At 42.9% G+C, this 26,135-nt stretch carries 32 protein-coding genes and 1 riboswitch; of the genes, 21 read left to right on the top strand and 11 right to left on the bottom strand.

The genetic code is table 11. The annotated features are described in order from the left end of the window. Positions 1-6: 6 nt before the first annotated feature. Positions 7-159 (bottom strand): YpzG family protein, encoded by a 153-nt coding sequence (locus tag BGM23_RS21425; protein WP_010327933.1) that lies wholly within the window; start codon positions 157-159, stop codon positions 7-9. 163 nt (positions 160-322) lie between these two features. Here BGM23_RS21425 and BGM23_RS11060 point away from each other — a divergent pair, with 163 nt between their 5' ends. Both BGM23_RS11060 and BGM23_RS11065 read left to right on the top strand, forming a co-directional pair. Beyond that, positions 323-514: a hypothetical protein gene (locus BGM23_RS11060; RefSeq protein WP_003246090.1), complete on the top strand. Its 192-nt coding sequence runs from the start codon at positions 323-325 to the stop codon at positions 512-514. Positions 515-616: 102 nt separating this feature from the next. Then, the gene (locus BGM23_RS11065; protein WP_021481519.1) at positions 617-2,542 is read left to right on the top strand and encodes an ATP-dependent DNA helicase; all 1,926 of its coding nucleotides are present in this window, start codon (positions 617-619) and stop codon (positions 2,540-2,542) included. Positions 2,543-2,583: 41 nt separating this feature from the next. Here BGM23_RS11065 and kduD read toward each other — a convergent pair whose 3' ends face one another. Then, positions 2,584-3,348, bottom strand: coding sequence for a 2-dehydro-3-deoxy-D-gluconate 5-dehydrogenase KduD (gene kduD, locus BGM23_RS11070; protein ID WP_003230720.1), 765 nt, complete (start codon positions 3,346-3,348; stop codon positions 2,584-2,586). A 1-nt stretch (position 3,349) separates the two neighbouring features. Continuing rightward, a complete protein-coding gene (kduI, locus tag BGM23_RS11075) occupies positions 3,350-4,177 on the bottom strand; it encodes a 5-dehydro-4-deoxy-D-glucuronate isomerase (protein ID WP_046663434.1) in 828 nt (275 codons plus the stop codon). A gap of 220 nt (positions 4,178-4,397) precedes the next feature. On the opposite strand from kduI, the gene kdgR reads away from it, so the two are divergent. The 14 genes from kdgR (at position 4,398) to exnP (ending at position 19,033) form a co-directional block, all read left to right on the top strand. Then, positions 4,398-5,414, top strand: a complete 1,017-nt coding sequence (kdgR, locus tag BGM23_RS11080) for a pectin utilization transcriptional regulator KdgR (RefSeq protein ID WP_029726794.1) — start codon at positions 4,398-4,400, stop codon at positions 5,412-5,414. Positions 5,415-5,451: 37 nt separating this feature from the next. Then, positions 5,452-6,426, top strand: coding sequence for a 2-dehydro-3-deoxygluconokinase (kdgK, locus tag BGM23_RS11085; protein ID WP_046663432.1), 975 nt, complete (start codon positions 5,452-5,454; stop codon positions 6,424-6,426). A 1-nt stretch (position 6,427) separates the two neighbouring features. Continuing rightward, positions 6,428-7,018, top strand: a complete 591-nt coding sequence (gene eda, locus BGM23_RS11090) for a bifunctional 4-hydroxy-2-oxoglutarate aldolase/2-dehydro-3-deoxy-phosphogluconate aldolase (protein ID WP_014480094.1) — start codon at positions 6,428-6,430, stop codon at positions 7,016-7,018. 44 nt (positions 7,019-7,062) lie between these two features. Further along, positions 7,063-8,055: a 2-keto-3-deoxygluconate transporter gene (gene kdgT / locus BGM23_RS11095; protein WP_014477146.1), complete on the top strand. Its 993-nt coding sequence runs from the start codon at positions 7,063-7,065 to the stop codon at positions 8,053-8,055. 111 nt (positions 8,056-8,166) lie between these two features. Further along, the gene (gene ypwA, locus BGM23_RS11100) at positions 8,167-9,672 is read left to right on the top strand and encodes a carboxypeptidase (RefSeq protein ID WP_046663429.1); all 1,506 of its coding nucleotides are present in this window, start codon (positions 8,167-8,169) and stop codon (positions 9,670-9,672) included. Between the two features lie 141 nt (positions 9,673-9,813). Continuing rightward, a riboswitch (purine riboswitch) is annotated at positions 9,814-9,913 on the top strand. Positions 9,914-10,003: 90 nt separating this feature from the next. After that, entirely contained in the window at positions 10,004-10,588 is a 585-nt protein-coding gene (gene xpt, locus BGM23_RS11105) for a xanthine phosphoribosyltransferase (protein ID WP_003230744.1), read from the top strand. Beyond that, a complete protein-coding gene (pbuX, locus tag BGM23_RS11110) occupies positions 10,585-11,901 on the top strand; it encodes a xanthine permease PbuX (RefSeq protein WP_046663426.1) in 1,317 nt (438 codons plus the stop codon). Before xpt ends, pbuX begins: the two co-directional genes overlap by 4 nt. Before the next feature lie 72 nt (positions 11,902-11,973). After that, complete coding sequence (bpsA, locus tag BGM23_RS11115; RefSeq protein ID WP_046663424.1) at positions 11,974-13,071, top strand: type III polyketide synthase BpsA; 1,098 nt, start codon at positions 11,974-11,976, stop codon at positions 13,069-13,071. Positions 13,072-13,074: 3 nt separating this feature from the next. After that, the gene (bpsB, locus tag BGM23_RS11120) at positions 13,075-13,581 is read left to right on the top strand and encodes an alkylpyrone methyltransferase (protein WP_041336387.1); all 507 of its coding nucleotides are present in this window, start codon (positions 13,075-13,077) and stop codon (positions 13,579-13,581) included. 70 nt (positions 13,582-13,651) lie between these two features. Continuing rightward, entirely contained in the window at positions 13,652-13,741 is a 90-nt protein-coding gene (fbpC, locus tag BGM23_RS21430; RefSeq protein WP_100069434.1) for a Fur-regulated basic protein FbpC, read from the top strand. A gap of 175 nt (positions 13,742-13,916) precedes the next feature. Beyond that, entirely contained in the window at positions 13,917-17,498 is a 3,582-nt protein-coding gene (gene dynA, locus BGM23_RS11125) for a dynamin GTPase (protein ID WP_046663419.1), read from the top strand. Between the two features lie 64 nt (positions 17,499-17,562). Then, positions 17,563-17,820 carry a YpbS family protein gene (locus BGM23_RS11130; RefSeq protein ID WP_003230757.1) on the top strand — a complete coding sequence of 86 codons (258 nt, stop codon included), beginning with the start codon at positions 17,563-17,565 and terminating at the stop codon, positions 17,818-17,820. Positions 17,821-17,895: 75 nt separating this feature from the next. Next, complete coding sequence (locus tag BGM23_RS11135; RefSeq protein WP_003230761.1) at positions 17,896-18,042, top strand: hypothetical protein; 147 nt, start codon at positions 17,896-17,898, stop codon at positions 18,040-18,042. A 100-nt stretch (positions 18,043-18,142) separates the two neighbouring features. Then, positions 18,143-19,033 carry a 5'-3' exonuclease ExnP gene (gene exnP / locus BGM23_RS11145; RefSeq protein WP_046663416.1) on the top strand — a complete coding sequence of 297 codons (891 nt, stop codon included), beginning with the start codon at positions 18,143-18,145 and terminating at the stop codon, positions 19,031-19,033. A gap of 7 nt (positions 19,034-19,040) precedes the next feature. On the opposite strand, the gene sspL is transcribed toward exnP, so the two are convergent. The 3 genes from sspL to BGM23_RS11160 are packed head-to-tail and all read right to left on the bottom strand — an operon-like array spanning position 19,041 to position 20,298. After that, entirely contained in the window at positions 19,041-19,169 is a 129-nt protein-coding gene (sspL, locus tag BGM23_RS11150; protein WP_003218255.1) for a small, acid-soluble spore protein L, read from the bottom strand. Between the two features lie 41 nt (positions 19,170-19,210). After that, positions 19,211-19,609, bottom strand: coding sequence for a reverse transcriptase-like protein (locus tag BGM23_RS11155; protein ID WP_003230765.1), 399 nt, complete (start codon positions 19,607-19,609; stop codon positions 19,211-19,213). Continuing rightward, entirely contained in the window at positions 19,609-20,298 is a 690-nt protein-coding gene (locus BGM23_RS11160) for a queuosine precursor transporter (protein ID WP_003230767.1), read from the bottom strand. Before BGM23_RS11160 ends, BGM23_RS11155 begins: the two co-directional genes overlap by 1 nt. Before the next feature lie 82 nt (positions 20,299-20,380). Here BGM23_RS11160 and BGM23_RS11165 point away from each other — a divergent pair, with 82 nt between their 5' ends. After that, the gene (locus BGM23_RS11165) at positions 20,381-21,061 is read left to right on the top strand and encodes a ribonuclease H family protein (protein ID WP_003230769.1); all 681 of its coding nucleotides are present in this window, start codon (positions 20,381-20,383) and stop codon (positions 21,059-21,061) included. Next, positions 21,054-21,236 carry a zinc-finger domain-containing protein gene (locus BGM23_RS11170; protein WP_004399003.1) on the top strand — a complete coding sequence of 61 codons (183 nt, stop codon included), beginning with the start codon at positions 21,054-21,056 and terminating at the stop codon, positions 21,234-21,236. The genes BGM23_RS11165 and BGM23_RS11170 overlap by 8 nt, the downstream gene beginning before the upstream one ends. A 27-nt stretch (positions 21,237-21,263) precedes the next feature. Here BGM23_RS11170 and BGM23_RS11175 read toward each other — a convergent pair whose 3' ends face one another. Next, a complete protein-coding gene (locus BGM23_RS11175) occupies positions 21,264-21,533 on the bottom strand; it encodes a DUF2564 family protein (RefSeq protein WP_004398863.1) in 270 nt (89 codons plus the stop codon). Between the two features lie 155 nt (positions 21,534-21,688). Between BGM23_RS11175 and degR the strand changes: the two genes are divergently transcribed. Further along, positions 21,689-21,871: a transcriptional regulator DegR gene (degR, locus tag BGM23_RS11180; RefSeq protein ID WP_003230774.1), complete on the top strand. Its 183-nt coding sequence runs from the start codon at positions 21,689-21,691 to the stop codon at positions 21,869-21,871. 51 nt (positions 21,872-21,922) lie between these two features. On the opposite strand, the gene cspD is transcribed toward degR, so the two are convergent. The 4 genes from cspD to metA form a co-directional block, all read right to left on the bottom strand. Further along, positions 21,923-22,123, bottom strand: a complete 201-nt coding sequence (gene cspD, locus BGM23_RS11185) for a cold-shock protein CspD (RefSeq protein ID WP_003230776.1) — start codon at positions 22,121-22,123, stop codon at positions 21,923-21,925. 30 nt (positions 22,124-22,153) lie between these two features. Further along, entirely contained in the window at positions 22,154-22,285 is a 132-nt protein-coding gene (locus tag BGM23_RS21870; RefSeq protein ID WP_120363447.1) for a hypothetical protein, read from the bottom strand. 80 nt (positions 22,286-22,365) lie between these two features. Further along, the gene (locus tag BGM23_RS11190; protein ID WP_003246153.1) at positions 22,366-23,514 is read right to left on the bottom strand and encodes a diglucosyl diacylglycerol synthase; all 1,149 of its coding nucleotides are present in this window, start codon (positions 23,512-23,514) and stop codon (positions 22,366-22,368) included. A gap of 230 nt (positions 23,515-23,744) precedes the next feature. Beyond that, positions 23,745-24,650 (bottom strand): homoserine O-acetyltransferase MetA, encoded by a 906-nt coding sequence (gene metA, locus BGM23_RS11195; RefSeq protein WP_015714134.1) that lies wholly within the window; start codon positions 24,648-24,650, stop codon positions 23,745-23,747. 342 nt (positions 24,651-24,992) lie between these two features. Here metA and BGM23_RS11200 point away from each other — a divergent pair, with 342 nt between their 5' ends. Next, entirely contained in the window at positions 24,993-25,475 is a 483-nt protein-coding gene (locus BGM23_RS11200; RefSeq protein ID WP_003230784.1) for a glutathione peroxidase, read from the top strand. A gap of 15 nt (positions 25,476-25,490) precedes the next feature. Next, a complete protein-coding gene (gene hdhQ, locus BGM23_RS11205) occupies positions 25,491-26,108 on the top strand; it encodes an Mn(2+)-dependent (deoxy)ribonucleoside pyrophosphohydrolase (RefSeq protein ID WP_003230787.1) in 618 nt (205 codons plus the stop codon). Positions 26,109-26,135: the final 27 nt, after the last annotated feature.

Here is a 26,135-nt window from a genome sequence, read left to right on the forward strand (position 1 = left end):
CTATCGTTACCAACGGTGAGCTTTCGCGTTGCTTCTCAATATAATGTTGGTTTGGGACATTTCAGTGTGACCGTTTACTTGAGACTTAGAACGTTTAGGCCGCGTCCAATTGTGATGAAACAGTTCAGAATGCTGATCTAATCGGTTTCTATAACTCATGTCAACATCACTCCCTGATAGAATATTGTTGATAAGACGGATAATCCGGAGACGGAATATCAAGTGTAGTTTGTGCATGTTTCGGTGATAACATGCGGTAAAGCATGTATATAAAATGAAAAGTTCGCATACAATGATGATTATTTCCATCAGAGGTGATCTCATGCTGAACAGCGAACATTTTAATCTTATTCAAAGGGCGCTTGACGCAACAGCAAACGAGCTGAAGGAGCTCGGAACTGATTCGTCTCCGTCTGTGATTTCGCATGCGCAAACTGATTTAGAAAAAGCGGTAGAACATATTTATTCAACAGACCATCCTTTTTTATCGTCGCATGTGATCAATCGTAAGTAAACTGCAAAAAACTTGGCATTGCCAAGTTTTTTTATTGTATTCATTAGCGGAAAATGATATTATTGGTGGTCTGAATGTCGAATAGTTGGGGGTTGGAACTAGGTGACAACATCACGTTTGCCTTTTTCTTTAACGAAAACAAAGAATTTTTATGAAGAATTGAACAATTGGATTGGTGACGTGTTTTACGATATCCTTCCCGAAAAAGGGTTTGATCTTCGGGACGAGCAAGTATTTATGGCTTTTCAGCTGGAGCGGGCGTTTAAAGAGAAAAAAGTCATGTTCGCCGAAGCTGGAGTGGGAACGGGGAAAACGCTGGTTTATCTTCTTTTTGCAATCAGCTATGCAAGGTATGTCGGCAAACCCGCCATCATCGCTTGTGCAGATGAAACATTAATTGAACAGCTGGTGAAAAAAGAGGGCGATATTTCTAAGCTGGCTGAGCATCTTGATCTGAAAATTGATACAAGACTGTCAAAATCACATGAACAATATTTATGCTTGAAGAAGCTTGAAAAAACAATGCAGCGTTCTGATGATGATAAATGGCTGGATCTTTATGAGTCGTTACCGTCATTTGTCCACGAGTCACAGGCGATGCAGCGCTTTTATCCGTATGGCGACCGTAAGCAGTACGCAAATCTATCGAATGAAGAGTGGTCTGACGTAAGCTACGACTCGTTTCAGGACTGTCTGACTTGTGATATGAGACACAGATGCGGTCTGACACTTTCCAGAGATTACTATCGCAAGGCAACGGACTTAATCATATGTTCCCATGATTTTTATATGGAGCATGTGTGGACGGAAGAATCACGCAAACGAGAGGGCCAGCTGCCGCTCTTGCCTGATCATAGTGCAGTTGTATTTGATGAGGGGCACTTGTTAGAGTTTGCTGCGCAAAAAGCGCTAACCTATAGAGTGAAGCAGTCTACTCTTGAATTGTTTTTAGAACGATTGCTGCAAAATGACATCAGAGAAGAGTTTGCAGAATTGATTGAAGATGCGCTTCTCGCAAATGACGAATTTTTCTATGTTCTTTCTGAAGAATCAAAGGAAGTAGCCGGTTCACACCGTTTAGAAATAAAAAATGACCAGCGTGTCAAAAAGGCGGCGGACGAGCTTTGTCGTTTACTTGATAAAATCGGTGAGGCACTTGTATTTGAGTCTGAAATGTATACGATTGATCAATACGAGCTGTCAGTAGTGGAAGAATATGTTGAACAAATGGCGTATTCATTATCTCTATATCAAAAGGATGCAATCAGCTGGCTGGAGAAAAAGGAAGCAGAATCAACTTTTGTCGTGATGCCGAGAACGGTAGCAGAAGTACTTGGCGAAAAAGTGTTTTCTAAGAAAATTCCTTATATCTTCTCTTCTGCTACGCTGTCAGAAGGCGGTTCGTTTGATTATATTGCCGACAGTCTTGGGATTCATGATTATTTGTCATTAACTGTTGATTCCCCTTATGATTATGACGAGCAAATGAGTATTAATTTATACGCAAAAACAGATATGGCCGCTGAACAAAAAACGGCTGAAACGATTGAAACAATCAAACGATACAAAGGAAGAACGCTGGTGCTTTTCCCTTCTTTTGAAGAATTAAACGAGTTTAAAGAGCTGTCGGCGGCATGGGAGCTGCCGTATCCAATTTTCTTCGAAGGTGATGAGGAAATCAGCAGCTTAGTAGAGAAATTCCAAGAGGAAGAAGAAACAGTACTTTGTTCAGTTCACTTATGGGAAGGACTCGACATTCCCGGTGACGCATTGAAGAATGTTACCATTTGGTCATTACCGTTCCCGCCACACGATCCTGTATTTACAGCGAAGCGCAACGGAGCGAAAAAAGATCCGTTCGAAGAAGTTGATCTGCCATATATGTTGTTACGTGTACGGCAGGGCATCGGGCGCCTGATTCGCTCGAATCAAGACAGCGGCTCGATTCACATTTACGCTGGCGGAGAAAATGAACGCATCATTGATGAGGTCAAAAAGGTCTTGCCTGTTGAACCGCACATGATGTAATGGAAAAAAGCTGACGATCGTTCGTCAGCTTTTTTTATTTGTCAGCGGGATAGCCAGCCGCCATCAACTGCTAAAATATGTCCATTTACATAATCTGAAGCACGTGATGCCAAAAAGACTGCAGTCCCCCCGATATCATCCGCTTGGCCCCAGCGGCCGGCAGGAATTCTCTTTAAAATGTCCTCATTTCGCTTTTCGTCATCCCGAATAGGCTTTGTATTCGCAGTAGAAATATAGCCTGGAGCGATTGCGTTGACCTGAATACCTGACGCTGCCCACTCATTTGCAAATGATTTTGTCAAACCGGCAACAGCGTGTTTGCTCGCGGTGTAAGCCGGAACGAGGATGCCGCCTTGAAAAGACAGGAGAGAGGCAATATTAATAATCTTTCCATGACCTCTTTTCAGCATGTGCCTGCCAGCAAGCTGTGTCAGAATAAACAGGCTGTTTAGATTGACATTCAGTACGTGCTGCCAGTTCTCTTCTGGAAAATCTTCCGCTTTTTCCCGATGAATAATGCCGGCATTATTGACAAGGATGTCGATCTGCCTGTTTTCAAACAGCTCAGCTGCAGAATCCTTTATCGCTTCCGGCTTGCTCATGTCCAATGTAAAAGATGTAAATATCCGGCCTTCCTGTTCCACAAGCTGCTGTGTTTCAGACAGACTGCTTGTATGTGATGTGCCGATAATATCAGCGCCAGCCCCGGCTAGGGCTTTGGCTATTCCTTGACCGATCCCTGTTCCCGGGCCTGTCACCAGCGCTGTTTTTCCTTTTAATGAAAAGGCGTCATGTAGATAACCCATCTTATTTCAGCCCATCCATTGGAATGAGATCCATGTCCGTAAATGTGTAATTTTCTCCAGCCATCGCCCACACAAAGCTATAGTTTGATGTTCCTGCGCCAGAATGAATAGACCAAGCGGGAGAAAGGACAGCCTGCTCATTTCCAACAACAAGATGGCGTGTTTCGTCCGGCTGGCCCATGAAATGAAATACCTTTGAGTCCTTTTCAAGATCCAGATAAAGATAAGCCTCCATCCGACGGTCATGAACGTGTGCTGGCATGGTATTCCAGTTGTTGTTTTGATCTAACATCGTTATTCCCATCATCAGCTGACAGCTTTTAATGCCATCCTGATGAATGACTTTGTACAGACTTCTGACATTAGACGCTGCATCATCACCAAGGCGGTCCGGTGTCAGTTCAGATAGGGCGGCTTTTTGTGTCGGATAGCTTTTGTGGGCGCAAGCGGAGACGAAGTAAAACTTCGCTTTTTCCCCGTTCAGGCTTGAAAACGATACATCCTGATTGCCCATTCCAATATAGAGAAAATCCTTTGTTTGAAGCACATATTCATCATCGCCGACTCTAACGGCACCAGGCTGGCCGACATTAATAATCCCGATTTCACGCCGTTCCAAAAAGAAGTCTGTTTTTAGAAAATCACCTGCATCAAGCTTCAGTTCACTTTGCCCTGGAGCCGCTCCGCCGATGACAACCCGGTCTTCATGTGAGTAATACATCGAAAGTTTATTTTCTGTAAATAAAGGATCCATTAAGAAATGACTGCGAAGCTCCTCTGTTGTAAAGCGTTTTACTTGTTCAGGATGTACAGAATAACGATTTTCCATTATATTTCCCCCTTGGTTAGGATTTCAGCATCACTTGAATGAAAATATTTTGGTAACGGTTTCAAAGAAAATTTTAGGATAAATAGTGAAAAGAGTCAACGGAAAATAATGAATTGACACATTATTAAAAAAACTCTTTCCAAATTTTAAAATTATGGTATTCTTTTGTTGTAACGGTTTTGAAATCGGTTTCAAATATATGAGATACAGGAGCACTTGAATGAAAAAGAAAACAACAGGCCATACAACCATCAAAGATGTAGCTGAATGTGCAGGAGTTTCGAAATCGACAGTTTCCCGCTATATTAACGGAAAAATTGACGCGATTTCTCCTGAAAAAGTGAAAAACATTAAAAAGGCAATCGCAGAATTGAATTATCGGCCGAGTAAAATGGCACAAGGTTTGAAAATAAAAAAAAGCAAGTTAATCGGATTTGTTGTAGCTGACATTACAAATCCTTTTTCGGTCGCTGCTTTCAGGGGAGTCGAAGAGGTTTGTGATCAATATGGTTACAGCATTATGGTGTGCAACACAGATAACAGTCCTGAAAAAGAGCGGGAAATGCTCTTAAAGCTAGAAGCCCATTCGGTTGAGGGCTTGATTTTAAACGCAACAGGGGAAAACAAGGATGTACTCCGCGCTTTTGCTGAACAGCAAATTCCAACAATCTTAATTGACCGGAAACTGCCGGATCTGAAACTGGATACCGTAACGACTGACAACAGATGGATCACAAAAGAGATTCTTCAGAAGGTGTACAGCAAAGGGTATACTGATGTCGCGCTGTTTACCGAACCGATTTCCTCTATCAGCCCTCGTGCAGAAAGAGCAGCTGTGTATCAGGAAATGGCTTCGGTTCATAATGTGAACGGGGTCAGATTGCATGAAATTGACGTAAAGGACAAGGAGCAGCTTAAGGCGGCGCTTCGTTCTTTTCACAAGGAAATGCCGGAGCAAAAAAAAGCGATTCTGGCTTTGAATGGCTTGATTATGCTGAAAATCATCAGCTGTATGGAAGAGCTTGGCCTGCGCATCCCTCAAGATATAGGGATTGCAGGATTCGATGATACGGAATGGTATAAACTGATCGGTCCAGGTATTACAACGATCGCCCAGCCGTCACATGATATGGGCAGGACGGCGATGGAACGTGTATTAAAAAGGATTGAAGGTGACAAAGGAGCGCCTCAAACCATTGAATTAGAGGCAAAAGTCATCATGAGAAAGTCACTTTAATCCTAGGTGCCCTCAACTAAGAGGAGGTTGGGAAGAGATGAAGCTTGATGCGGTGACATTCGGGGAATCAATGGCCATGTTTTATGCAAATGAGTATGGAGGCCTTCATGAAGTATCCACTTTTTCTAAAGGGCTTGCCGGAGCAGAAAGCAATGTCGCCTGCGGCCTTGCCAGACTCGGATTTCGAATAGGATGGATGAGCAAGGTCGGCAATGATCAGCTCGGAACATTTATTTTACAAGAGCTTAAAAAAGAGGGAGTGGATGTGTCCCGCGTGATCCGCTCGCAGGACGAAAATCCCACCGGGCTGCTGCTGAAGTCAAAAGTGAAAGAAGGCGACCCGCAAGTTACCTACTATAGGAAAAACTCAGCTGCAAGCACATTAACTACAGCTGAATATCCGAGAGATTATTTTCAATGCGCAGGCCATTTGCATGTGACAGGCATTCCGCCTGCCTTGTCAGCCGAGATGAAAGACTTCACGTATCATGTCATGAACGACATGAGAAACGCAGGGAAGACCATTTCATTCGACCCTAATGTAAGACCTTCGCTTTGGCCTGATCAAGCAACAATGGTACATACAATCAATGATCTGGCTGGGCTTGCAGACTGGTTTTTCCCGGGTATCGCAGAGGGAGAGCTATTGACCGGAGAAAAAACACCTGAAGGCATTGCCGACTATTATTTGAAAAAAGGTGCCAGCTTTGTTGCTATTAAACTTGGAAAAGAAGGCGCTTACTTTAAAACGGGGACAAGTGAAGGATTTCTAGAAGGCTGCCGGGTCGACCGGGTGGTTGATACGGTCGGCGCCGGAGACGGATTTGCAGTCGGTGTAATCAGCGGTATCCTAGACGGTTTGTCGTACAAGGATGCGGTGCAAAGGGGAAATGCGATTGGCGCTTTGCAAGTGCAGGCACCGGGGGATATGGACGGTTTGCCGACCAGGGAGAAATTAGCTTCTTTTTTATCTGCTCAAAGAACGGTTCACCAAAAGAAAGGGGATTATTAATATGGAGTCCAAAGTCGTTGAAAACCGTCTGAAAGAAGCAAAGCTGATTGCAGTCATTCGTTCAAAGGATACGCAGGAGGCCTGTCAGCAGATTGAGAGTTTGTTAGATAAAGGGATTCGTGCAGTTGAAGTGACGTATACGACCCCCGGGGCATCAGATATTATCGAATCCTTCCGTAATAGGGAAGATATTTTAATTGGCGCGGGCACGGTCATCACCGCGCAGCAAGCTGGGGAAGCTGCTGAGGCTGGCGCGCAGTTTATTGTCAGTCCGGGTTTTTCAGCTGATCTTGCTGAACATCTATCTTTTGTAAAAACACATTATATCCCCGGCGTCTTGACTCCGAGCGAAATTATGGAAGCGTTGACATTCGGTTTTACGACATTAAAGCTGTTCCCAAGCGGTGTGTTTGGCATCCCGTTTATGAAAAATTTAGCGGGTCCTTTCCCGCAGGTGACCTTTATTCCGACAGGCGGGATACATCCGTCTGAAGTGCCGGATTGGCTTAGAGCCGGAGCTGGCGCCGTCGGAGTCGGCAGCCAGCTGGGCAGCTGTTCAAAAGAGGATTTGCAGGCTGTTTTCCAAGTGTAAGTGGAATTGTTTTTTCATAACCGGAGGATGGGAGAATCCACAATATGAAAATCAAGGCGACAATTGAACGGGTACCTGGCGGAATGATGATTATTCCGCTATTTCTTGGAGCGGCGCTCAACACGTTTGCGCCTGGAACAGCGGAGTTCTTTGGAGGGTTTACGGGTGCTTTGATTACCGGAACGCTGCCGATACTGGGTGTTTTTATCTTTTGCGTAGGAGCAACGATTGATTTTCGTTCTTCAGGCTATATCGCAAGAAAAGGAATCACGTTATTATTGGGAAAGGTCGGATTTGCGGCGCTGCTCGGCGTGATCGCAGCGCAATTTATACCTGACGAAGGCATACAATCCGGCTTTTTTGCAGGCCTTTCTGTTTTAGCAATTGTCGCGGTAATGAATGAAACGAACGGCGGACTGTATTTGGCGCTCATGAATCACATGGGAAGAAAAGAGGATGCGGGCGCTTTCGCCTTTATCAGTACAGAATCTGGTCCTTTTATGACCATGGTGACGTTTGGTGTGACGGGACTTGCCGCATTCCCATGGGAAACGCTGGCAGCGACAGTCATCCCGTTTTTACTTGGATGTATACTTGGAAATCTGGATCATGATCTCAGAGACTTATTCAGCAAGGTTGTGCCGGCGATCATTCCATTTTTCGCCTTTTCGCTCGGCAATACCTTGAATTTTGGAATGCTGATCCAATCAGGGCTGCTCGGCATTTTTATCGGAGTTTCTGTCGTCATTTTATCGGGCAGTTCTTTGTTTTTGCTTGATCGTTTTATTGCGCGGGGAGATGGTGTCGCGGGAGTGGCCGCTTCTTCTACGGCAGGGGCGGCTGTAGCCGTGCCATATGCATTAGCGGAAGCGAATGCCTCATTTGCGCCAGTTGCTGAGTCGGCAACTGCAATTATCGCGACAAGCGTTATTGTCACCTCGCTCTTAACCCCGCTGGCAACAGTGTGGGTAGATAAAAAAATCAAGCAGAAAAAGCGGAGAACACCTCCGCCAAAAAATCAAATGACGATCAACTGAATAAAAAGGCTGCCACAAAACATACCGGCAGCCTTTTATACAAACAATTTGACTTTCATACCCCCTTCCATTAGCCTGTAATGGAACGGCTAGAATAGGGAGGGAATGGATATGGAGATACATACATATGAAAAAGAATTTTTTGATCTTTTAAAAAGAATCTCACATTACAGCGAAGCAGTTGCGTTAATGCACTGGGACTCCAGAACAGGCGCGCCGAAAAACGGCTCAGAGGATCGTGCCGAAAGTATCGGCCAGCTTTCAACAGATATATTCAATATCCAAACATCAGATCGAATGAAGGAGCTTATCGATGTCCTGTATGAACGATTTGATGACTTGTCGGAAGATACGAAAAAAGCAGTGGAACTGGCGAAAAAAGAGTATGAAGAGAATAAGAAAATCCCTGAGGCTGAATACAAAGAATACGTGATTCTCTGTTCAAAGGCAGAAACAGCGTGGGAGGAAGCGAAAGGAAAATCTGATTTCAGCTTGTTTTCTCCTTATTTAGAACAGCTGATTGAATTCAATAAACGTTTTATTACGTATTGGGGATATCAAGAGCATCCTTATGATGCATTGCTTGATTTGTTTGAGCCCGGCGTCACGGTAAAGGTGCTTGATCAGCTGTTTGCTGAGCTGAAGGAAGCGATTATCCCTCTTGTTAAACAGGTGACAGCTTCCGGAAATAAACCAGATACAAGCTTTCTTACAAAAGCGTTCCCGAAAGAAAAGCAAAAAGAGCTCAGTCTGTATTTTTTACAGGAGCTTGGCTACGATTTTGATGGCGGAAGACTTGATGAAACCGTTCATCCGTTTGCAACTACGCTGAATCGGGGAGACGTTCGGGTCACGACGAGATATGATGAAAAAGATTTCCGGACGGCGATCTTTGGCACCATTCATGAGTGCGGGCACGCGATTTACGAGCAAAATATTGATGAAGCACTCAGTGGCACGAACTTGTCAGACGGCGCATCAATGGGAATTCATGAATCGCAATCATTATTTTACGAGAATTTTATCGGTCGCAACAAGCATTTTTGGACACCGTACTATCAGAAGATTCAAGAAGCATCACCTGAACAGTTCAAGGACATCTCCCTGGATGATTTTGTCCGGGCAATCAATGAATCAAAACCTTCATTTATCAGGGTCGAAGCGGATGAATTAACGTATCCTCTTCATATCATCATCCGTTATGAAATTGAAAAAGCGATTTTTAGCAATGAAGTGTCTGTGGAAGATCTGCCGTCGCTTTGGAATCAAAAATACCAGAATTATTTAGGGATTACACCGCAGACCGACGCAGAGGGGATTTTACAGGACGTCCATTGGGCAGGTGGAGATTTCGGCTACTTCCCATCCTATGCGCTCGGCTACATGTATGCGGCTCAGCTGAAACAAAAAATGCTTGAGGATCTCCCTGAATTTGACGCTCTCTTGGAAAGAGGAGAGTTCCATCCGATAAAGCAATGGCTGACGGAAAAGGTGCACATTCACGGAAAACGGAAAAAGCCGTTAGACATTATTAAAGATGCTACAGGAGAAGAGCTGAATGTTCGCTATTTAATTGATTATTTAACAAACAAATATTCAAATCTCTATCTGTCATAATCAAAAGCCTGGCGGCGCGGTCGTCAGGCTCTTTTATATCGAATTCCCTTGAAATACGAATGATATCTAAAAAAACAAAAATAAAGTTCGGGAATTTTTATTTTCAGCCTATGCAAGGGATTAGAATCTTGATATAATTTATTACAATATAATAGGAACACTCATATAATCGCGTGGATATGGCACGCAAGTTTCTACCGGGCACCGTAAATGTCCGACTATGGGTGAGCAATGGAACCGCACGTGTACGGTTTTTTGTGATATCAGCATTGCTTGCTCTTTATTTGAGCGGGCAATGCTTTTTTTATTCTCATAACGGAGGTAAGACAAGATGGAAGCACTGAAACGGAAAATAGAGGAAGAAGGCGTCGTATTATCTGATCAGGTATTGAAAGTGGATTCTTTTTTGAATCACCAAATTGATCCGCTGCTTATGCAGAGAATTGGTGATGAATTTGCGTCTAGGTTTGCAAAAGACGGTATTACCAAAATTGTGACAATCGAATCATCAGGTATCGCTCCCGCTGTAATGACGGGCTTGAAGCTGGGTGTGCCAGTTGTCTTCGCGAGAAAGCATAAATCGTTAACACTCACCGACAACTTGCTGACAGCGTCTGTTTATTCCTTTACGAAGCAAACAGAAAGCCAAATCGCAGTGTCTGGGACCCACCTGTCGGATCAGGATCATGTGCTGATTATCGATGATTTTTTGGCAAATGGACAGGCAGCGCACGGGCTTGTGTCGATTGTGAAGCAAGCGGGAGCTTCTATTGCGGGAATCGGCATTGTTATTGAAAAGTCATTTCAGCCGGGAAGAGATGAACTTGTAAAACTGGGCTACCGAGTGGAATCTTTGGCAAGAATTCAGTCTTTAGAAGAAGGAAAAGTGTCCTTCGTACAGGAGGTTCATTCATGAGAAATGGATTCGGCAAAACGCTGTCTTTAGGGATTCAGCATGTTCTTGCCATGTATGCCGGCGCCATTGTCGTTCCTCTGATTGTCGGAAAAGCAATGGGACTGACTGTCGAGCAGCTGACTTACTTAGTATCGATTGATATTTTTATGTGCGGTGTGGCTACACTTCTGCAAGTGTGGAGCAACCGATTTTTTGGGATCGGGCTTCCGGTAGTGCTTGGCTGTACCTTTACAGCTGTATCGCCGATGATAGCGATTGGATCTGAATATGGGGTTTCAACAGTTTACGGCAGCATTATCGCTTCAGGCATTCTTGTCATTCTTATTTCATTTTTCTTTGGAAAGCTCGTATCGTTTTTTCCGCCGGTCGTGACAGGCTCTGTTGTTACGATTATCGGTATTACACTGATGCCGGTTGCCATGAATAACATGGCCGGCGGAGAAGGAAGTGCAGATTTCGGAGATCTCTCCAATCTTGCGCTTGCTTTTACCGTGTTGAGTATCATTGTGCTTCTATACCGTTTTACAAAAGGCTTTATCAAGTCCGTCTCGATTTTGATCGGTATTTTGATTGGCACCTTCATCGCATATTTTATGGGAAAAGTTCAATTTGATAATGTTTCGGACGCGGCAGTTGTTCAAATGATTCAGCCATTTTACTTCGGAGCGCCGTCTTTTCACGCAGCGCCTATCATTACGATGTCCATCGTTGCAATTGTCAGCCTTGTGGAGTCAACTGGTGTTTACTTTGCTTTAGGTGACCTGACAAACCGCCGTTTGACAGAGAAAGATTTGTCTAAAGGCTATCGAGCTGAAGGACTGGCTGTGCTTCTGGGCGGTATTTTTAACGCTTTTCCTTACACGGCATTCTCTCAAAATGTCGGGCTTGTTCAGCTCACAGGGATCAAAAAAAATGCCGTCATTGTGGTCACAGGTGTGATCCTAATGGCATTTGGGCTGTTTCCAAAGATCGCTGCTTTCACGACTATTATTCCATCCGCTGTTTTGGGCGGTGCAATGGTGGCGATGTTTGGAATGGTGATTGCTTACGGAATTAAAATGCTCAGCCGCATTGATTTTGCGAAACAGGAAAATCTGCTGATTGTTGCTTGCTCAGTGGGATTGGGGCTCGGTGTGACCGTTGTGCCGGATATTTTCAAACAGCTTCCGAGTGCCTTAACGCTGCTTACAACGAATGGCATTGTGGTGGGCAGCTTTACTGCAGTCGTCTTAAATATTGTATATAACGTTTTTTCTAAAGCTAAAAAAATAGAACAAGAAGCTGACCTCGCTGAACAAAAAACAGCAGTCTAACTCCGCCGCGGCGGAGTTTTTTTGCATATAAAAAAGATTGTTGCGGCACAATGTATGCAAAGAGGTGATCGCATGGCGTTTATTTTATCCATTGGAACAAGTCTTCCTGCGTATAATGTAAACCAAGAGAAAGCGGCCGAGTTCGCCCGCTATATGTTTCAGCATTCTTTTAAGGATATTGACCGGCTGTTATCCTCCTTTAAAAACGGGCAAATCCATTCGAGACAGTTTGTTAAGCCGATTGAATGGTATAAAGAGGGGCACAGCTTTGAAGAAAAAAATCAAATATACATAGAAGAAACACTTAAACACAGCAGAGCGGCTGTTCGTGAGTGCCTCTCTCATCCGGAATTTTTTCAAGAAGCCATTCCTTATGAGAAAGTGGAAGCTGTTTTTTTCGTCTCCAGTACAGGTCTTTCCACACCGAGTATCGAGGCGCGGCTTATGAATGAACTTCCGTTTTCTCCATATACGAAGCGGATTCCGATTTGGGGGCTTGGCTGTGCAGGAGGAGCCAGCGGACTTGCGCGTGCAGCCGAATACTGCAAAGCGTATCCTGAGGCTTTTGTGCTTGTCATTGCTGCCGAGCTGTGCAGCCTGACATTCCAGCCGGAAGATAAAACGAAAAGCAATCTGATCGGCACCTCGCTTTTTGGTGACGGCATTGCCGCAGCTTTATTATGCGGAGAGAAGGCGGACCGCAGGATGTCAAAGCTGAAGCTTGCGCCGAAGATAATGGACGCCCAATCTGTTTTGATGAAACAATCAGAAGATGTCATGGGCTGGGACTTTACCGATCAAGGATTCAAAGTCATTTTCTCACGAGACATTCCGACCTTGGTGGAAAAATGGCTCAAAACAAATGTACAGATTTTTTTGGACAAACATAAGCTGTCATTCCATGATATCTGTGTTTTTTTGGCGCATCCAGGCGGAAAAAAAGTGATCGATGCATACATCAAAAGTCTCGGGCTGTCGTCAGAAAAGCTTTCATCTGCGCTAAGCATTTTGCAAAAGCACGGAAATATGTCTTCAGCCACAATCTTGTATGTGATCAAAGACCATCTGCAGAACGGACATAAAAAGGAAGCTGAACGAGGACTGATTGGCGCTTTAGGGCCGGGTTTCTCATCAGAGTTGCTGTTATTCAGCTGGGAAAAGGGGGCCTGACTCATGTTTTGGTTGTTGATCGCCATTCTCATTGTTCAAAGAGCAGCAGAAATGGCAGTGGCCAGGCAAAACGAACAAAAGGTAAAGAAGCAAGGAGCAATTGAATTTGGCGAGAGCCACTATCCGTATATCATTACGATGCATATCCTTTTTTTCCTGTCCTTAATTGCCGAGGTGCTGCTGATGAATAAACAGCCGTCCAGCTGGTGGCTCGGTATCGCTGCAGTGATTTTAAGCGTACAGATCGTACGGTATTGGGCGCTTTGTTCCTTAGGGGCATATTGGAATACGAAAATCCTTGTTGTTCCAGGTGTAGAGCTTGTAAAAAAAGGTCCATATAAATGGATGAAACATCCAAACTATGCCGTTGTTATACTCGAAATTTTGCTGATTCCGCTGCTTTATCAAGCATACGTCACCATGTGTCTGTTTTCCATTTTCAATGCCGTGTTGTTAAGCATCAGAATTCGCGCAGAAGACAAAGCATTACAGGAATACAGCGTAAAATAGCGATTGAAAATCATTCTCAACCATGTTAAAATGAATTTGAAAAAGATTCTCAATCAGGATGGTGAAGCAAATGACAATGCTGTTTTTGCTTGGAGCGGTTTGTACATATAGTGTATTAATTGGTTTTGTATTAAAAGGAATCTCTAATAAATCTGTTTGATGAATCTGGAACTTGTAAAAGTTGCAGATTTTCTTTTATAGAAGCTGCCGTAATGGCGGCTTTTTTCTATTCTCCTAAAGAAATTTGGTTTATTCTTGTGTAAAATGAAAAGGGAATGAATTCAGATCTTTCGAAAAAGGTTCACAATTGAAACGGCACAAAGGGGTTCAGACTTATGACAGATCAAAACAGAAAAGAGCTTTTGCATAAAACTGGGGAAATTTATAAGCAATTTATTGAGAATCAAGATGAACAAAGGGCTGCTAAACTGGCTGCGGTCATGAAAAAAGCGGCTGATGAAGAGGTTTATATCGCGTTTACCGGGCATTATTCAGCGGGAAAATCGTCACTGCTGAACTGCCTGTTAATGGAGAATATTTTGCCGACAAGCCCGATTCCGACAAGCGCTAACCTTGTTGTGATCAGAAACGGGGAAAAGCGAGTTCGGCTTCATACAACAGACGGAGCGTGTGCTGAGCTGGAAGGGGCTTACCAGAAAGACAAGGTGCAGCAATATTGTAAAGACGGGGAACAGATTGAAAGCGTCGAAATTTTTGACAGGTATACTGAGATCGATCCCGGGGTTGCGTATATTGATACTCCAGGGATAGATTCAACAGATGATGCTCATTTTCTATCGGCTGCTTCTATTCTTCACCAAGCGGATGCGCTGTTTTACGTCGTTCACTATAATCACGTGCACGCTGAGGAAAATGTAAAGTTTCTCAGATCAATAAAAGAAAGCATTCCGAATGTGTATTTTATCGTCAATCAAATTGACCGCCATGATGAGACGGAGACGAAATTTGGAGACTATCAAGCGCAGGTAGAGGAGATGCTTTGCAATGAAGGGATTTCAAGGGAAGCGCTCTATTTTACATCAGTAACAGAACCGGATCACCCGTTCAATCAGATGGGGGCCCTGAGAGAAGAGTTAAGAAGAATAGAACAGCAATCAAAAAGCAATATGCAAGCTTTAACGGAACAAAAAGTCCGTAATCTGCTAAAGGAACATACGGAAATGCTGAAGAAAGACGAAACAGGCGCTCCGAGTTTCGCTGAACAGCTTAATATCCAAACTGGACTGGTCCAATCGCTGCGTGATCAATTGGATGAGGCCGAAAAACAAACGACTGAGGCAGAGAAGAGGATGCAGGAAGAAATCAATCTTATTTTAAAAAACGCCAACCTGACGCCTTTTGAAATGCGTGAATTGGCGGCTGCATTTTTAGAATCACTAGAGCCTTCCTTTAAAACCGGCTTTTTCTTTTCTAAAGCGAAAACTGCACAGGAAAGAGATAAAAGGCGGAATGCTTTTTTCTCTGATGTGGCAAAACGAACAGAGGCCGAAGCGGATTGGCATATGATAGACACGCTTCATAAACTCGCCAAGGCATTTGATGTCTATACCGCTGAAAGTGAAAAGCTGATTCAGGCCTATCGCACACCGCTTGATATAAGCATCATTGAACGCGCGGTCAAGCATGGTGCAGCCTTTTCCTCTGAATATGTATTGCAATATACAAAAGACTTGGCAGAGCTCATCCGGAAAGAGGCGAAAAGAGAAGCCGCAGACATCATAAAGGTGCTCTCCGCTATGGTGAAAGAGCGTGTTTCCAAAGATGTGCAAACAATTAACGACCGGCTCGTCCAAGAATCAGAAAAACTTGTCTTTCTTCAAGAACAGGCACGTTTAGAGAATAATGCCCGAGAGAAAACCGATCGCCTGTGGGCCATTTGGGAAGAAGAGTCCGCATGCCCAATGCATATAGACACAGAATGGTTTAAATCGAAGAAAACAAGAGTGGCGGCTCCAGAGCAGAAACAAGGCCGAAGCCAGCTGACGGCGCAGCCGATGCCGAAATCAGAAATCAAAATGGAACAAGAAATGCCGCTTCAAGACCAAATCAAACGCTTTTACACTTTGTCTGACATTTTAGGCGAATGCAGCATGTTGTTAAAGCAAACTTCAGCGTTTCGTGAAAGGGTGAAAAGGCTTGAGGAACGTAAATTTACACTCGCTCTTTTTGGAGGCTTTAGCTCGGGGAAATCATCATTTGCCAATGCGCTTGTCGGCGAAAGAGTGCTGCCATCCTCACCAACGCCAACCACAGCGACAATTAACAAGATCACAAAGCCAATCAATGGCAACTTAAACAAAACAGCGGATGTAGTGTTTAAGACAGAGGATGACATAACGGCTGAAATTTTGCAGCTCACCGGAATACCAAAGGAGCCGGCAGGCTGTTCCTTCACAGAGAAGTGGGAAAAGGCAGTCAAAAAAAACAGGCTGCAGGAAGAACACGTGAAATTGATCAGCAATTTCCTGCTTGCATACGAGAAGTATCAGCAGTATATACAGGAACAGAAGAAATTAACGATTCCGCTCTCTGAATTAAAGCCGTATGTAGCAGAGGAAACAACGGCCTGTGCTGTGAAAGAGGTAACGGTCTACTATACATGCCCGCTCACTGAAAAAGGGATTACGATCGTTGATACACCCGGCGCGAGCAGCATGAATAAACGGCATACAGAACTGGCATTCCAATATATCAAAGATGCTGATGCATTTTTTTATATGACTTATTATCAGCACTCTTTTTCAAAAGGAGACCGTTCATTTTTGCGAAAGCTTGGACTTGTGAAAGAATCGCTCAGCATGGATAAAATGTTTTTTATTATTAATGCTGCAGACCTTGCAAAAGATAAAACAGAACTCGAAACAGTGACCGATTATGTCAGCACAGAGCTTGTAAAAGAAGGGGTTTATGAGCCGCAGCTCTTTACCGTATCAAGTAAGGAGGAACTGGTGGGAAAACCGGAGTCATTTTATAATCAGTTCTCGAAAGTAAGAAAACACTTAGACCGTTTTATCGAAGTGGATGTAAAAAAAGCGTCAGCAGCGCAGCTCAGTTCGGAGGCAGACAAACTATGCGAAACCGTTTTTCAGCTTCACCAATCCCAGCATCAGTCCCGAGAAGAGAAGGAAGCGCAGAAACAGCGCCTTATGCTGTCATTTGAGCGGACAGCCGCCGATATCGAGAAACGGCGGAACTCAAAAACCATCATTGAAAAAGTAAAAAAAGATACAAGAGAGCAGCTATATCACATTACACAGCGATTATCATATTTTGCAAATGATTTATTAAAATCCGCATTTCATCCCGGGCTGCAAAACGGGGATTGGAAAAAGAACGTCAGTAAGGCGATGACAACAGCCTTACATGAATATCAATTTGAATATATTCAGGAAATCAAAACGCTTGATGTTCGCATGAGCGGTTTCATCGAACGGCATATCAATGAAGAATGGCTGGATCATTTTCAAAAAACATTAAACGAGGACGGTTATTTTTCCGTTTATGCGGGTGATCAGCATTCGAACGGCATACAGTTGAAGGAAGTTGAACCGGAAATAGAAGAACGTGCTTTTGAGCAGGAACTAAAAGAGATCAAATCACCGAAGCAGTTTTTTGAGCAGAAAGGAAAAGCGGCCTTTATCGAAGCTGTGCGGATGAAACTTACGAAAATCACAGAGGCATGGATAAAAAATGAAGAAGAAAGCCTGATCTCTCATTACACAGCTCACCTCAGACGCTTACAGGAAGATATGGGCGAAAAAGCAATCGCGCAAATAACGGATCAAAAAGAGACATATTTAAGAGGATATGCGGAAGGGGAACATGCGAAAGAGATTGAAATGGCGTATCAGGCTTGCATCTCCTGGAAAAATTCAGACAATACAATAAAAATGTAAAATTCAGTTGGCTTGTATTTCAAGTCATGATAGACTAAATAGAAAAAAGCGAGATGAACGATTAATGTCAGAGGTACATAAAGCAATTTCAGCACATTCATCAAAACAGCACGAGCATATCAAAGCATTTATGCGTCTTGAAAATATGCGTGAATTGGCGATTGAAGAAGCTGTTGCTAAATGCAGAAACGATGAGCCTTATACTACAGATGCAATTAATGAAATTACCGAGCAAATGAATCAGCTCGCTAAAAAAGGCATCGTCCCGACAAGACGGCTTGTATCAAAAGAAATGGTCAGAGAATACGTAAGCCGCATGTAAGCTGGATGATCCTGTCGCGAGTGAACCTCCTGCCGGAAGCATATACTATATGCATCCGACGTAAGGGGGGGATTCATGTTGGGCAGAACAAAGCTCGGAAACAGAAATGCACAGGCGAATAACAATGCCAAAAAGAAAAACGGATTTCAAACCCATTTTGACTCTTACGCAGGACGCGAAGCTGAAAAGCTGATCGCCAGCAACAAAAGACACAACGATTGATAAATATCCAAACAGTATCTCTAATTAAAGAGATACTGTTTTTTATTTTTGGGCTGCTTTATGATAAAATAGAAGGAATGAAAGAAAAGGGAGTTATTTGATGAATAATAATAAACTATTGCTGGTTGACGGCATGGCTCTTTTATTCCGGGCCTTTTTTGCCACGGCCGTACATCGCAACTTTATGATAAATGACAGCGGGGTGCCGACGAACGGCGTCAACGGCTTTTTAAAGCATTTGATTACAGCTGTGGAAACATTCCAGCCGACACACGTCGTCTGCTGCTGGGACATGGGGAGCAAAACGTACCGAAATGACTTGTTCCAAGATTATAAGGCCAACCGCAGCGCGCCGCCTGTGGAGCTGATTCCGCAGTTTGATTTGGCAAAGGAAGCAGCCGCAGAGCTTGGAATCATGAATATTGGCTTTGCCGGCTATGAAGCGGATGACTGTATCGGTACTCTTGCCGATTTATTTGCGAATGAAGCGGACATTACGGTCGTAACAGGGGACAGAGATTTACTTCAGCTGTTAACGGATAAAGTAAGCGTTGCTTTGCTTCAAAAAGGAATCGGAAATTATAAAGTCTATACAAAAGAGACTTTTTATGAAGAAACAGGCGTAATGCCGAAGGCTTTGATTGATATTAAAGCGCTTATGGGTGATTCCAGTGATAACTATCCCGGAGTCAAAGGCATTGGAGAAAAAACAGCCTACAAACTGATTCGTGAATATGAAACGATTGACCGTTTATTGGAAAATCTTTCTCTTCTTCCAAAAGGACAGCAGGGAAAAATTCAGCAAGGTTTAAGCGATTTGGAGATGTCGAGGAAGCTGGCGGAAATTCATTGCTCAGTGCCGCTGGCCTGCACACTGAAAGACGCTTTATTTACTTTGCAAATGAAGCAGGCGGCTGACATGCTTCGCCGCCACCAAATCAAAGGAATTGAGCGTATGCTTGAAAAGCTGAACGCTAGAGAGATCGTTTAGATCTTCTCTAGCGTTTTGTATTGCTTTTTTTTGCTCTCTCCTCAAGCTCTGTTTTAGGGTCATTATGTGTATTGCCTTCCAGGTCGCCTTGCGGAGTAACACCGCCGGTCAGCCGGCCTTTATCTTTCTTTTTCATGTTAGTTCACCTCGCCATTAGGATGAACCAATGATCAAGATTTAATTCTTTTCATTCAGCCGAATCGCTTCTTTTGCCAGAAGATCGGCTTTTTGGTTTTGCTTGCCCGGTATCCATTTGATGAAAAAAAGAGGGAATGCCGCTTTTAATCGGATGATCTCTTCTACAAACGGTTGAAACGTTATATTTTTAACCATTTCAAGCTCAGTGGCGCGTTCCACAATATCTGAATCGGTTCGAAAGGAAACTGATTGATACCCGCGCGTTGCACATAGCTTCATCCCTTCAATTAATGCAAGAAATTCCGCTTCCTGGTTTGTATGCACTCCGATTGGAATAGAGAAAGATTCTGCTTTTCCCTCATGTTTGATAAAAATGCCGATACCGGAAGGCCCTGGATTACCGGCGCTTGCGCCGTCTACATATATTTCTGTAGGCATTATGAACTCCTTTCATCATTAGGTATCATTTTTTTGGCTGCATAGGCATAAGGCAATGAAATTAAAGATACCGCAAACTTAATCAAATATGTAGAAATAAAAATATGAAGCCACACGTCTGCCGGATAAATGCCGAGAAAGGCGACTGCAGTGAATATGAATGTATCAAACAACTGGCTGACTGCTGTACTGCCGCCGTTTCTGAGCCATAAAAGCCGATCAGAAGGAAATATCCTTCTAATTGCCGAATATACATAAACATCCAGCGTTTGGCTGAAGATAAAGGCAAGCAGACTTCCTAACGCAACTCGCGGAAGGAATCCGAAGATCGTTTCCAGCGCTGTTTGTGATATGTCGCTGGAAGCCGGTTCGAAAAGCAGCACGCCCTGCATGACAAATGTCAGCGTCAGGAGCGTTGAGAATCCGAGCCATACCGCTTTTCTGGCTTCAGCTGGTCCGTATTTTTCATTCAGCACATCTGTCGCAAAAAAGATTGTGCCATACATCACATTCCCGAGTGTCGCTGTTAAGCCAAACAGTTCGACTGTTTTGACGACTTGGAGGTTGGCGCAGACTGTCGCAAAACCGATCCAAACAAACAGTCCCATTTTGCCAAATCCTTTATAAAATAAAAGAACAATGATAAAATGAATGATCGCAAAAAAGATCCAAAACGAATTATTAAACAAGATGAAAAAGCTTCCTTTCCGGGGTAAGATTGGTTTGATTATAGCATAAGCCCGGCAACTAATGAATGGTAAGGTGATTGTAATGAAGCTCAGACCGCATTTGAAAATAGAAGCAAAAGGAACGGGATCCGTCTCATTTTTTAGCGAAGACTGGCTGACAGCACAGCAGGCACGTACGTTCGCCAGAGAACTTGGCCGTTTTCCATACATGAAGGAGCTAGAGTTCGAAGACGAGAAAGGCGGCAGCTGGACGCTGAAGGAATTGGAAAAGCTGACAGAGGAGCTTGCTCAAGAGCCTGATGACATTACTGTTTATTTTGACGGCAGTTTCGATAAAGAGAGCGAACTGGCCGGTCTCGGGATCGTCATCTATTATTCATTGGGAGGAACCCGGCATCGCTTGAGAAAAAATAAAAGCTTCCGGCTGAAAACCAATAATGAAGCTGAATACGCAGCGCTTTATGAAGCAATAAGAGAAGTAAGAGAGCTTGGGGCAAGCAGAAATTCAATTACAATCAAAGGGGACTCGCTTGTTGTGCTGAATCAGCTTGACGGCAGCTGGCCTTGTTATGATCCATCTCATAATGAATGGCTGGACAAAATAGAAGCACTCCTTGAATCGCTGAAGCTTACTCCAACCTACGAAACAATACAACGAAAAGACAATCAGGAAGCTGACGGCCTCGCTAAAAAAATTCTATCCCATCAATTCGTAGAAAGCCACACGAAATTAGACCGTAACGGAGATGACGATATTGGATAAGAAAATGATCTTTAAAGAACTGACAGAACTGCACGATGAATATTGCAAGGACTGTTTTATTAAGAAGCAGTTTCGCAAAGAATTTGGCAAAACTTATGCGCATTCATTTTGTATCAATAAATGTACGGTTGGTGAAAAGTTGAAACAATACGGAGATGTCTTAACCAATCACTAAAAATAAAAACCGCAGAAGCTGCGGTTTTTATTCTTTGAATTCATCCAGCTGATGCTCGCTGTCATCTAGCAGCTGCTGTTGCTGCTTTACAAATTCAGGATCATCGAGAGCTGCCAGCTCTTCAGATTGTGACAGTTCTCTAGCATCCTCAATGGCTTGGTATGCAGAGTCGACTAATGTTTTGCTTTGGCCTCTCGTCGCGGCTCCTGTTGTTTTCTGCGCTGTTTCCACCGCTAGTTCCAGCTGCCGCTTATCCGTAAAGCCGGTCTGATCCTCATTATGAAATTCTGAAGTCACAAAAAACACCTCCGCCATTATTTTGCAGAGTTTTTTTGAAATTTATGTACCAAAATAGAAAAGAAAATAAAAATAAGCCGATATAACTATTGAACCAGAATAAATAGGACCGTTTTACTATTTGAGGTATCTTGATAGAGAAGGGGAACGCAGCTATGGATGATAAAGACTTGAAGTTGATCCTTCACAAAACATTTATAGAAATATACAGTGATTTAGAAGAACTGGCCGATATCGCGAAAAAAGGAAAACCATCAATGGAAAAGTATGTTGAAGAGATTGAACAGAGGTGTAAACAAAACATTTTGGCGATTGAAATCCAGATGAAAATCAAATAGGAGAGGCGAATGCCTCTCCTCTATTTGTCATCTCATCATCATGTATTGAGTTTAGAGTTTTACAACATTAGAAGCTTGAGGTCCACGATTACCTTCGACAATTTCAAAAGAAACTTCTTGTCCTTCTTCTAATGATTTGTATCCATCTCCTTCGATAGCTGTGAAGTGAACAAATACATCGTCTCCGCCTTCAACTTCAATGAAGCCGAATCCTTTTTCGTTGTTGAACCATTTTACTTTACCGTTTTGCATATTGCTTAATTCCTCCTAGTACTGTAGCACTCATGTGCTAAAAAAAATTTTGTCATCATCTAACTTTGATTCATTGTTAAATGATGGTTCAACTATACACCATCTGGGAGCACCCGTCAAGTTTCGAAACGGCTTATTTTTCAAAAGAAGGGCAAGTTTCATAAAAAAATGTAACCGCTTTTATTAATGGCTGAATATAAATAAAAAGAGCACACGATCTTCGTATGCTCTCAAGTACGCCATTACGATAGCACTTTGGCTTTTTGTTTGGCAGTCATCATTTCTGATTCCTTCAGGATATCCTCTAAAATCACTTCAGAGGAGTTTGCTAAATGAAGGTCCTTAATGTTTTTCTTCATGCGATGCAAGGTATCTTCATCTGCAAGAAGGGAAGTGACTGATTCGAGAATCTCTTCATGACGGTTCACAACGATGGCAGCTCCGCGGTCTTCAAAGAAGTTTGCATTTTCTTTTTCCTGGCCAGGCACGGGTTTGTACAGAATGACAGGCACTCCAATGGCTGTGGCTTCTGTCAAAGTAATGCCGCCGGGCTTGGTAATCATGCAATCTGTGATCCGAAATAGCTCATCAATACGCTCCACATAGCCCAGAACTTTTAATTTGTCACCATTTTCCGCTTCAAGCGCACTCAAAGATTCTTTTAAAGCCGTATTTTTCCCGCACACGACAACTACTTGCACTTGGTCATCCTTGACAAGGTTTTCGCACAGCTCTTTTACGTTCTTTAATACACCGTGAGCACCTGCCATGATCAGAAGCACTTTTTTGTTTGGTGAAAGATTGTACTTTTTATATATCGGGCCAACCGGCATGGATTCTTCAAATTGCGGCCTGATTGGAATTCCTGTGATTTTTACGTTGCTTGGATGAGTGCCGATCTCCAGCAGTTTTTCCTTCACGTAATCTGTCGCCACATAATATTTATCCACGTTTTCGTGAACCCAAATTTTATGAAGACAAAAATCAGTCATAACGTTGAAGGTAGGAATGACTCTTCCAGTTCGGCGTCTGTATTCCGGCACGACGATCATCGGAAATGTATTAATAATAATATCGGGCTGATGTTCATCGACAAGTTCGCCCAATCTTTTATTACCCATTTTAAAGTAAATATTGAATTTACGTTTATTATAGATTTTGTCAACTCCGTAATAAAACAAACGATAAAACTGTTTCCCGATTGAGAAGCTTTTTAAATAAAGGTATTGAGTTACCTCTGAAACAATCGGATTTGACTCTTGGTACAAATTAGAAACTGTTACATGCTGAAAGCCGAGCCGTACACATTGTTCATAAAGTGTTTTGGCTACCTGCACATGTCCATTTCCGTAATTTGCAGTCAAAATTAATACTCTTTTATTGGTATTCAAGTAAATTCACCTCAATGTAATCAACAACAAGCAAGCTTCATGCATCGTAAGGAGTTATTGTCTATACATAAACATAACACAAATACATAATCGAATTATTAATGCAGTGAAAAAGTTAAGCTAATTTTAAATGATTTGGATTCCAGTATTTTAAATTTTTGTTATACGCAGACTGAATCAGATGTATTTTATCATATTTTTTGCTCAGCGTATCACTAAAAAAAGAAAAATTAGTCCCATTCATAAGGAGTTTCTTGGTAAACGTAATAATTCAGCCAATTCATAAACAATAATGTGGCATGCGCTTTCCAGCGATTCACTGGCTCGTTGCTGCCTTTTGCAAAATAATGTTTAGGCTCCTCGACAGTAGAAAGGTTTCGTTCCAAATCTCTTTCATACTCTTGAAGAAGCGTATTTGTATCATATTCAGGGTGCCCTGTCAAAAAGACTTGTTTTTCGTCTTTGGACACAATTAAGCACACCCCGGCTTCCTTTGATGCGGTAAGAATGTTTAACTCGGGCACTGCTTGAAGCTGTTCCATATTTATATCTGTATGCCGGGAATGCGGCACGTAGTATAGCTCGTCAAAACCTCTTACCAATCTTTCGTGTTTTGAAAGAACGGTATGTTCGAACACACCGAAGATTTTTTTCGGCATTTGAATTTTTTCCACACCGTAATGGTAGTACAAACCTGCTTGAGCACCCCAGCAAATATGCAAGGTTGAAGTGACATTTGTTTTGCTCCACTCCATGATTTCCTTGAGCTCTTCCCAATATGAAACCTCTTCAAACGCCAAATGCTCGATCGGCGCACCGGTGATAATCATGCCGTCAAACCTCTTGTGACGGATATTGGAAAAAGTCGTGTAAAATTCGTCAAGGTGTTCTCTCGCAGTATTTTTCGGCGTGTGTGTGCTTGGGATTAAAAATGTGAAATGAACCTGTAAAGGCGAATTTCCAAGCAATCTGAGAAGCTGAGTCTCTGTTTGGATTTTTTTCGGCATCAAATTTAATATAATAATTTTTTGCGGCCGGATATCCTGATGAAATGCTCTGCTTTCATCCATTACAAATATATGTTCACTTTCAAGCACCTGTTTTGCCGGCAGGTGTGTTGGTATATTAATAGGCAACGTGCCACCTCCATTATTTCCCCGTTTAATTTTCTTCATTATAGGAATTTTCACGCCAATTTTCAATCTATCTATACGTGTTGAGGGGGAAACAACAGAAAACTCTTTAAATAAAACGCACTGACACGCCTTTTGGTTTCACAGTAAAATGATTTTCAAAGATGTCAGAGGGAATTGTAATGTTTTATAGAATGATAAGATAAAAAACGAGCCATATGAATTGATAATGAACGGACGCTTATATCGTTAGGTTTCTTATGAGTTCTTAATTGATGTTTACATTTTGAATTGCGATTTAAAAAAGGTAAAATAATCAGCACCAGGGACATAGGAGGGACTTACATGTCTATTTATCATATGAAGGTACGTACAATCACAGGGAAAGACATGACACTTCAGCCTTTCGCGGGAAAGGTACTGATGATCGTGAATACAGCAAGTAAGTGCGGTTTTACTTCCCAATTGAAGCAGCTGCAGGAATTATATGATACATATCAGCAGGAGGGGCTGGAGATCTTAGGGTTCCCCTGCAATCAATTCATGAACCAAGAGCCTGGTGAAGAGGCTGACATACAGGAATTTTGTGAAACAAATTACGGTGTTACATTTCCTATGTTTTCAAAAGTGGATGTAAACGGGAAAAACGCCCACCCGCTGTTTGTGTATTTGACAGAACATGCGAAAGGGATGCTGGGAACTAAGGCGATCAAGTGGAATTTCACGAAATTTATAGTGGATAGAAATGGAGAAATCGTTGGCCGTTATTCACCAAATACAAATCCGAAAGAGTTGGAAGACGATATCGTGAAGCTATTAGAGCAATAAAAAGAGGGTGTTTTTGTGAAGGAATTGAAGCAGGCAGAGCAAATCAGGACATGGGTTCAATCTATCCTGACTGACGAAAGCTCTGGACATGACTGGCATCATGTATCAAGAGTAGCAGATCTTGCAGCGTATATTGGAGAAAAGGAAAAAGCGGATTTGTTCATTGTTGAAACGGCGGCTTTGGTTCATGATTTAATTGATGTGAAGCTGCCTGACACGGTCAGGCTTTCTGTGAGCGAAGTATATGATCAGCTCGTTTTTTTCGGAGTAGGAAAAGAGAATGCTGACAGGGTGATTCATATTATAACAAGGATGTCCTTTCGGGACAGGGGGAAATTGGCGAAGGAGCCGCTCTCAATTGAAGGAAAAGCTGTACAGGATGCTGACAGACTTGATGCGATTGGTGCTGTCGGCATTGCGAGAGCTTTCATGTTTGCGGGCGCAAAAGGGCATGGCCTTTATGGAGATGAGCAAAGCGCCTACGCTCATTTTTTTCATAAGCTGCTGCGGCTGAAAGATATGATGAATACAGACACTGCACGGGAACTGGCAGAAGAAAGACACAATTTTATGCTTCAATTTGTCCGCCAATTAGAAAAAGACATACCCGGGATTGATGCCGAAACGTCGTAATAGAAGGCTTGGAGCGACTATGATAGA

Source organism: Bacillus sp. FJAT-14266, assembly GCF_001719225.1.
Classification (GTDB): Bacteria; Bacillota; Bacilli; order Bacillales; family Bacillaceae; genus Bacillus; species Bacillus subtilis.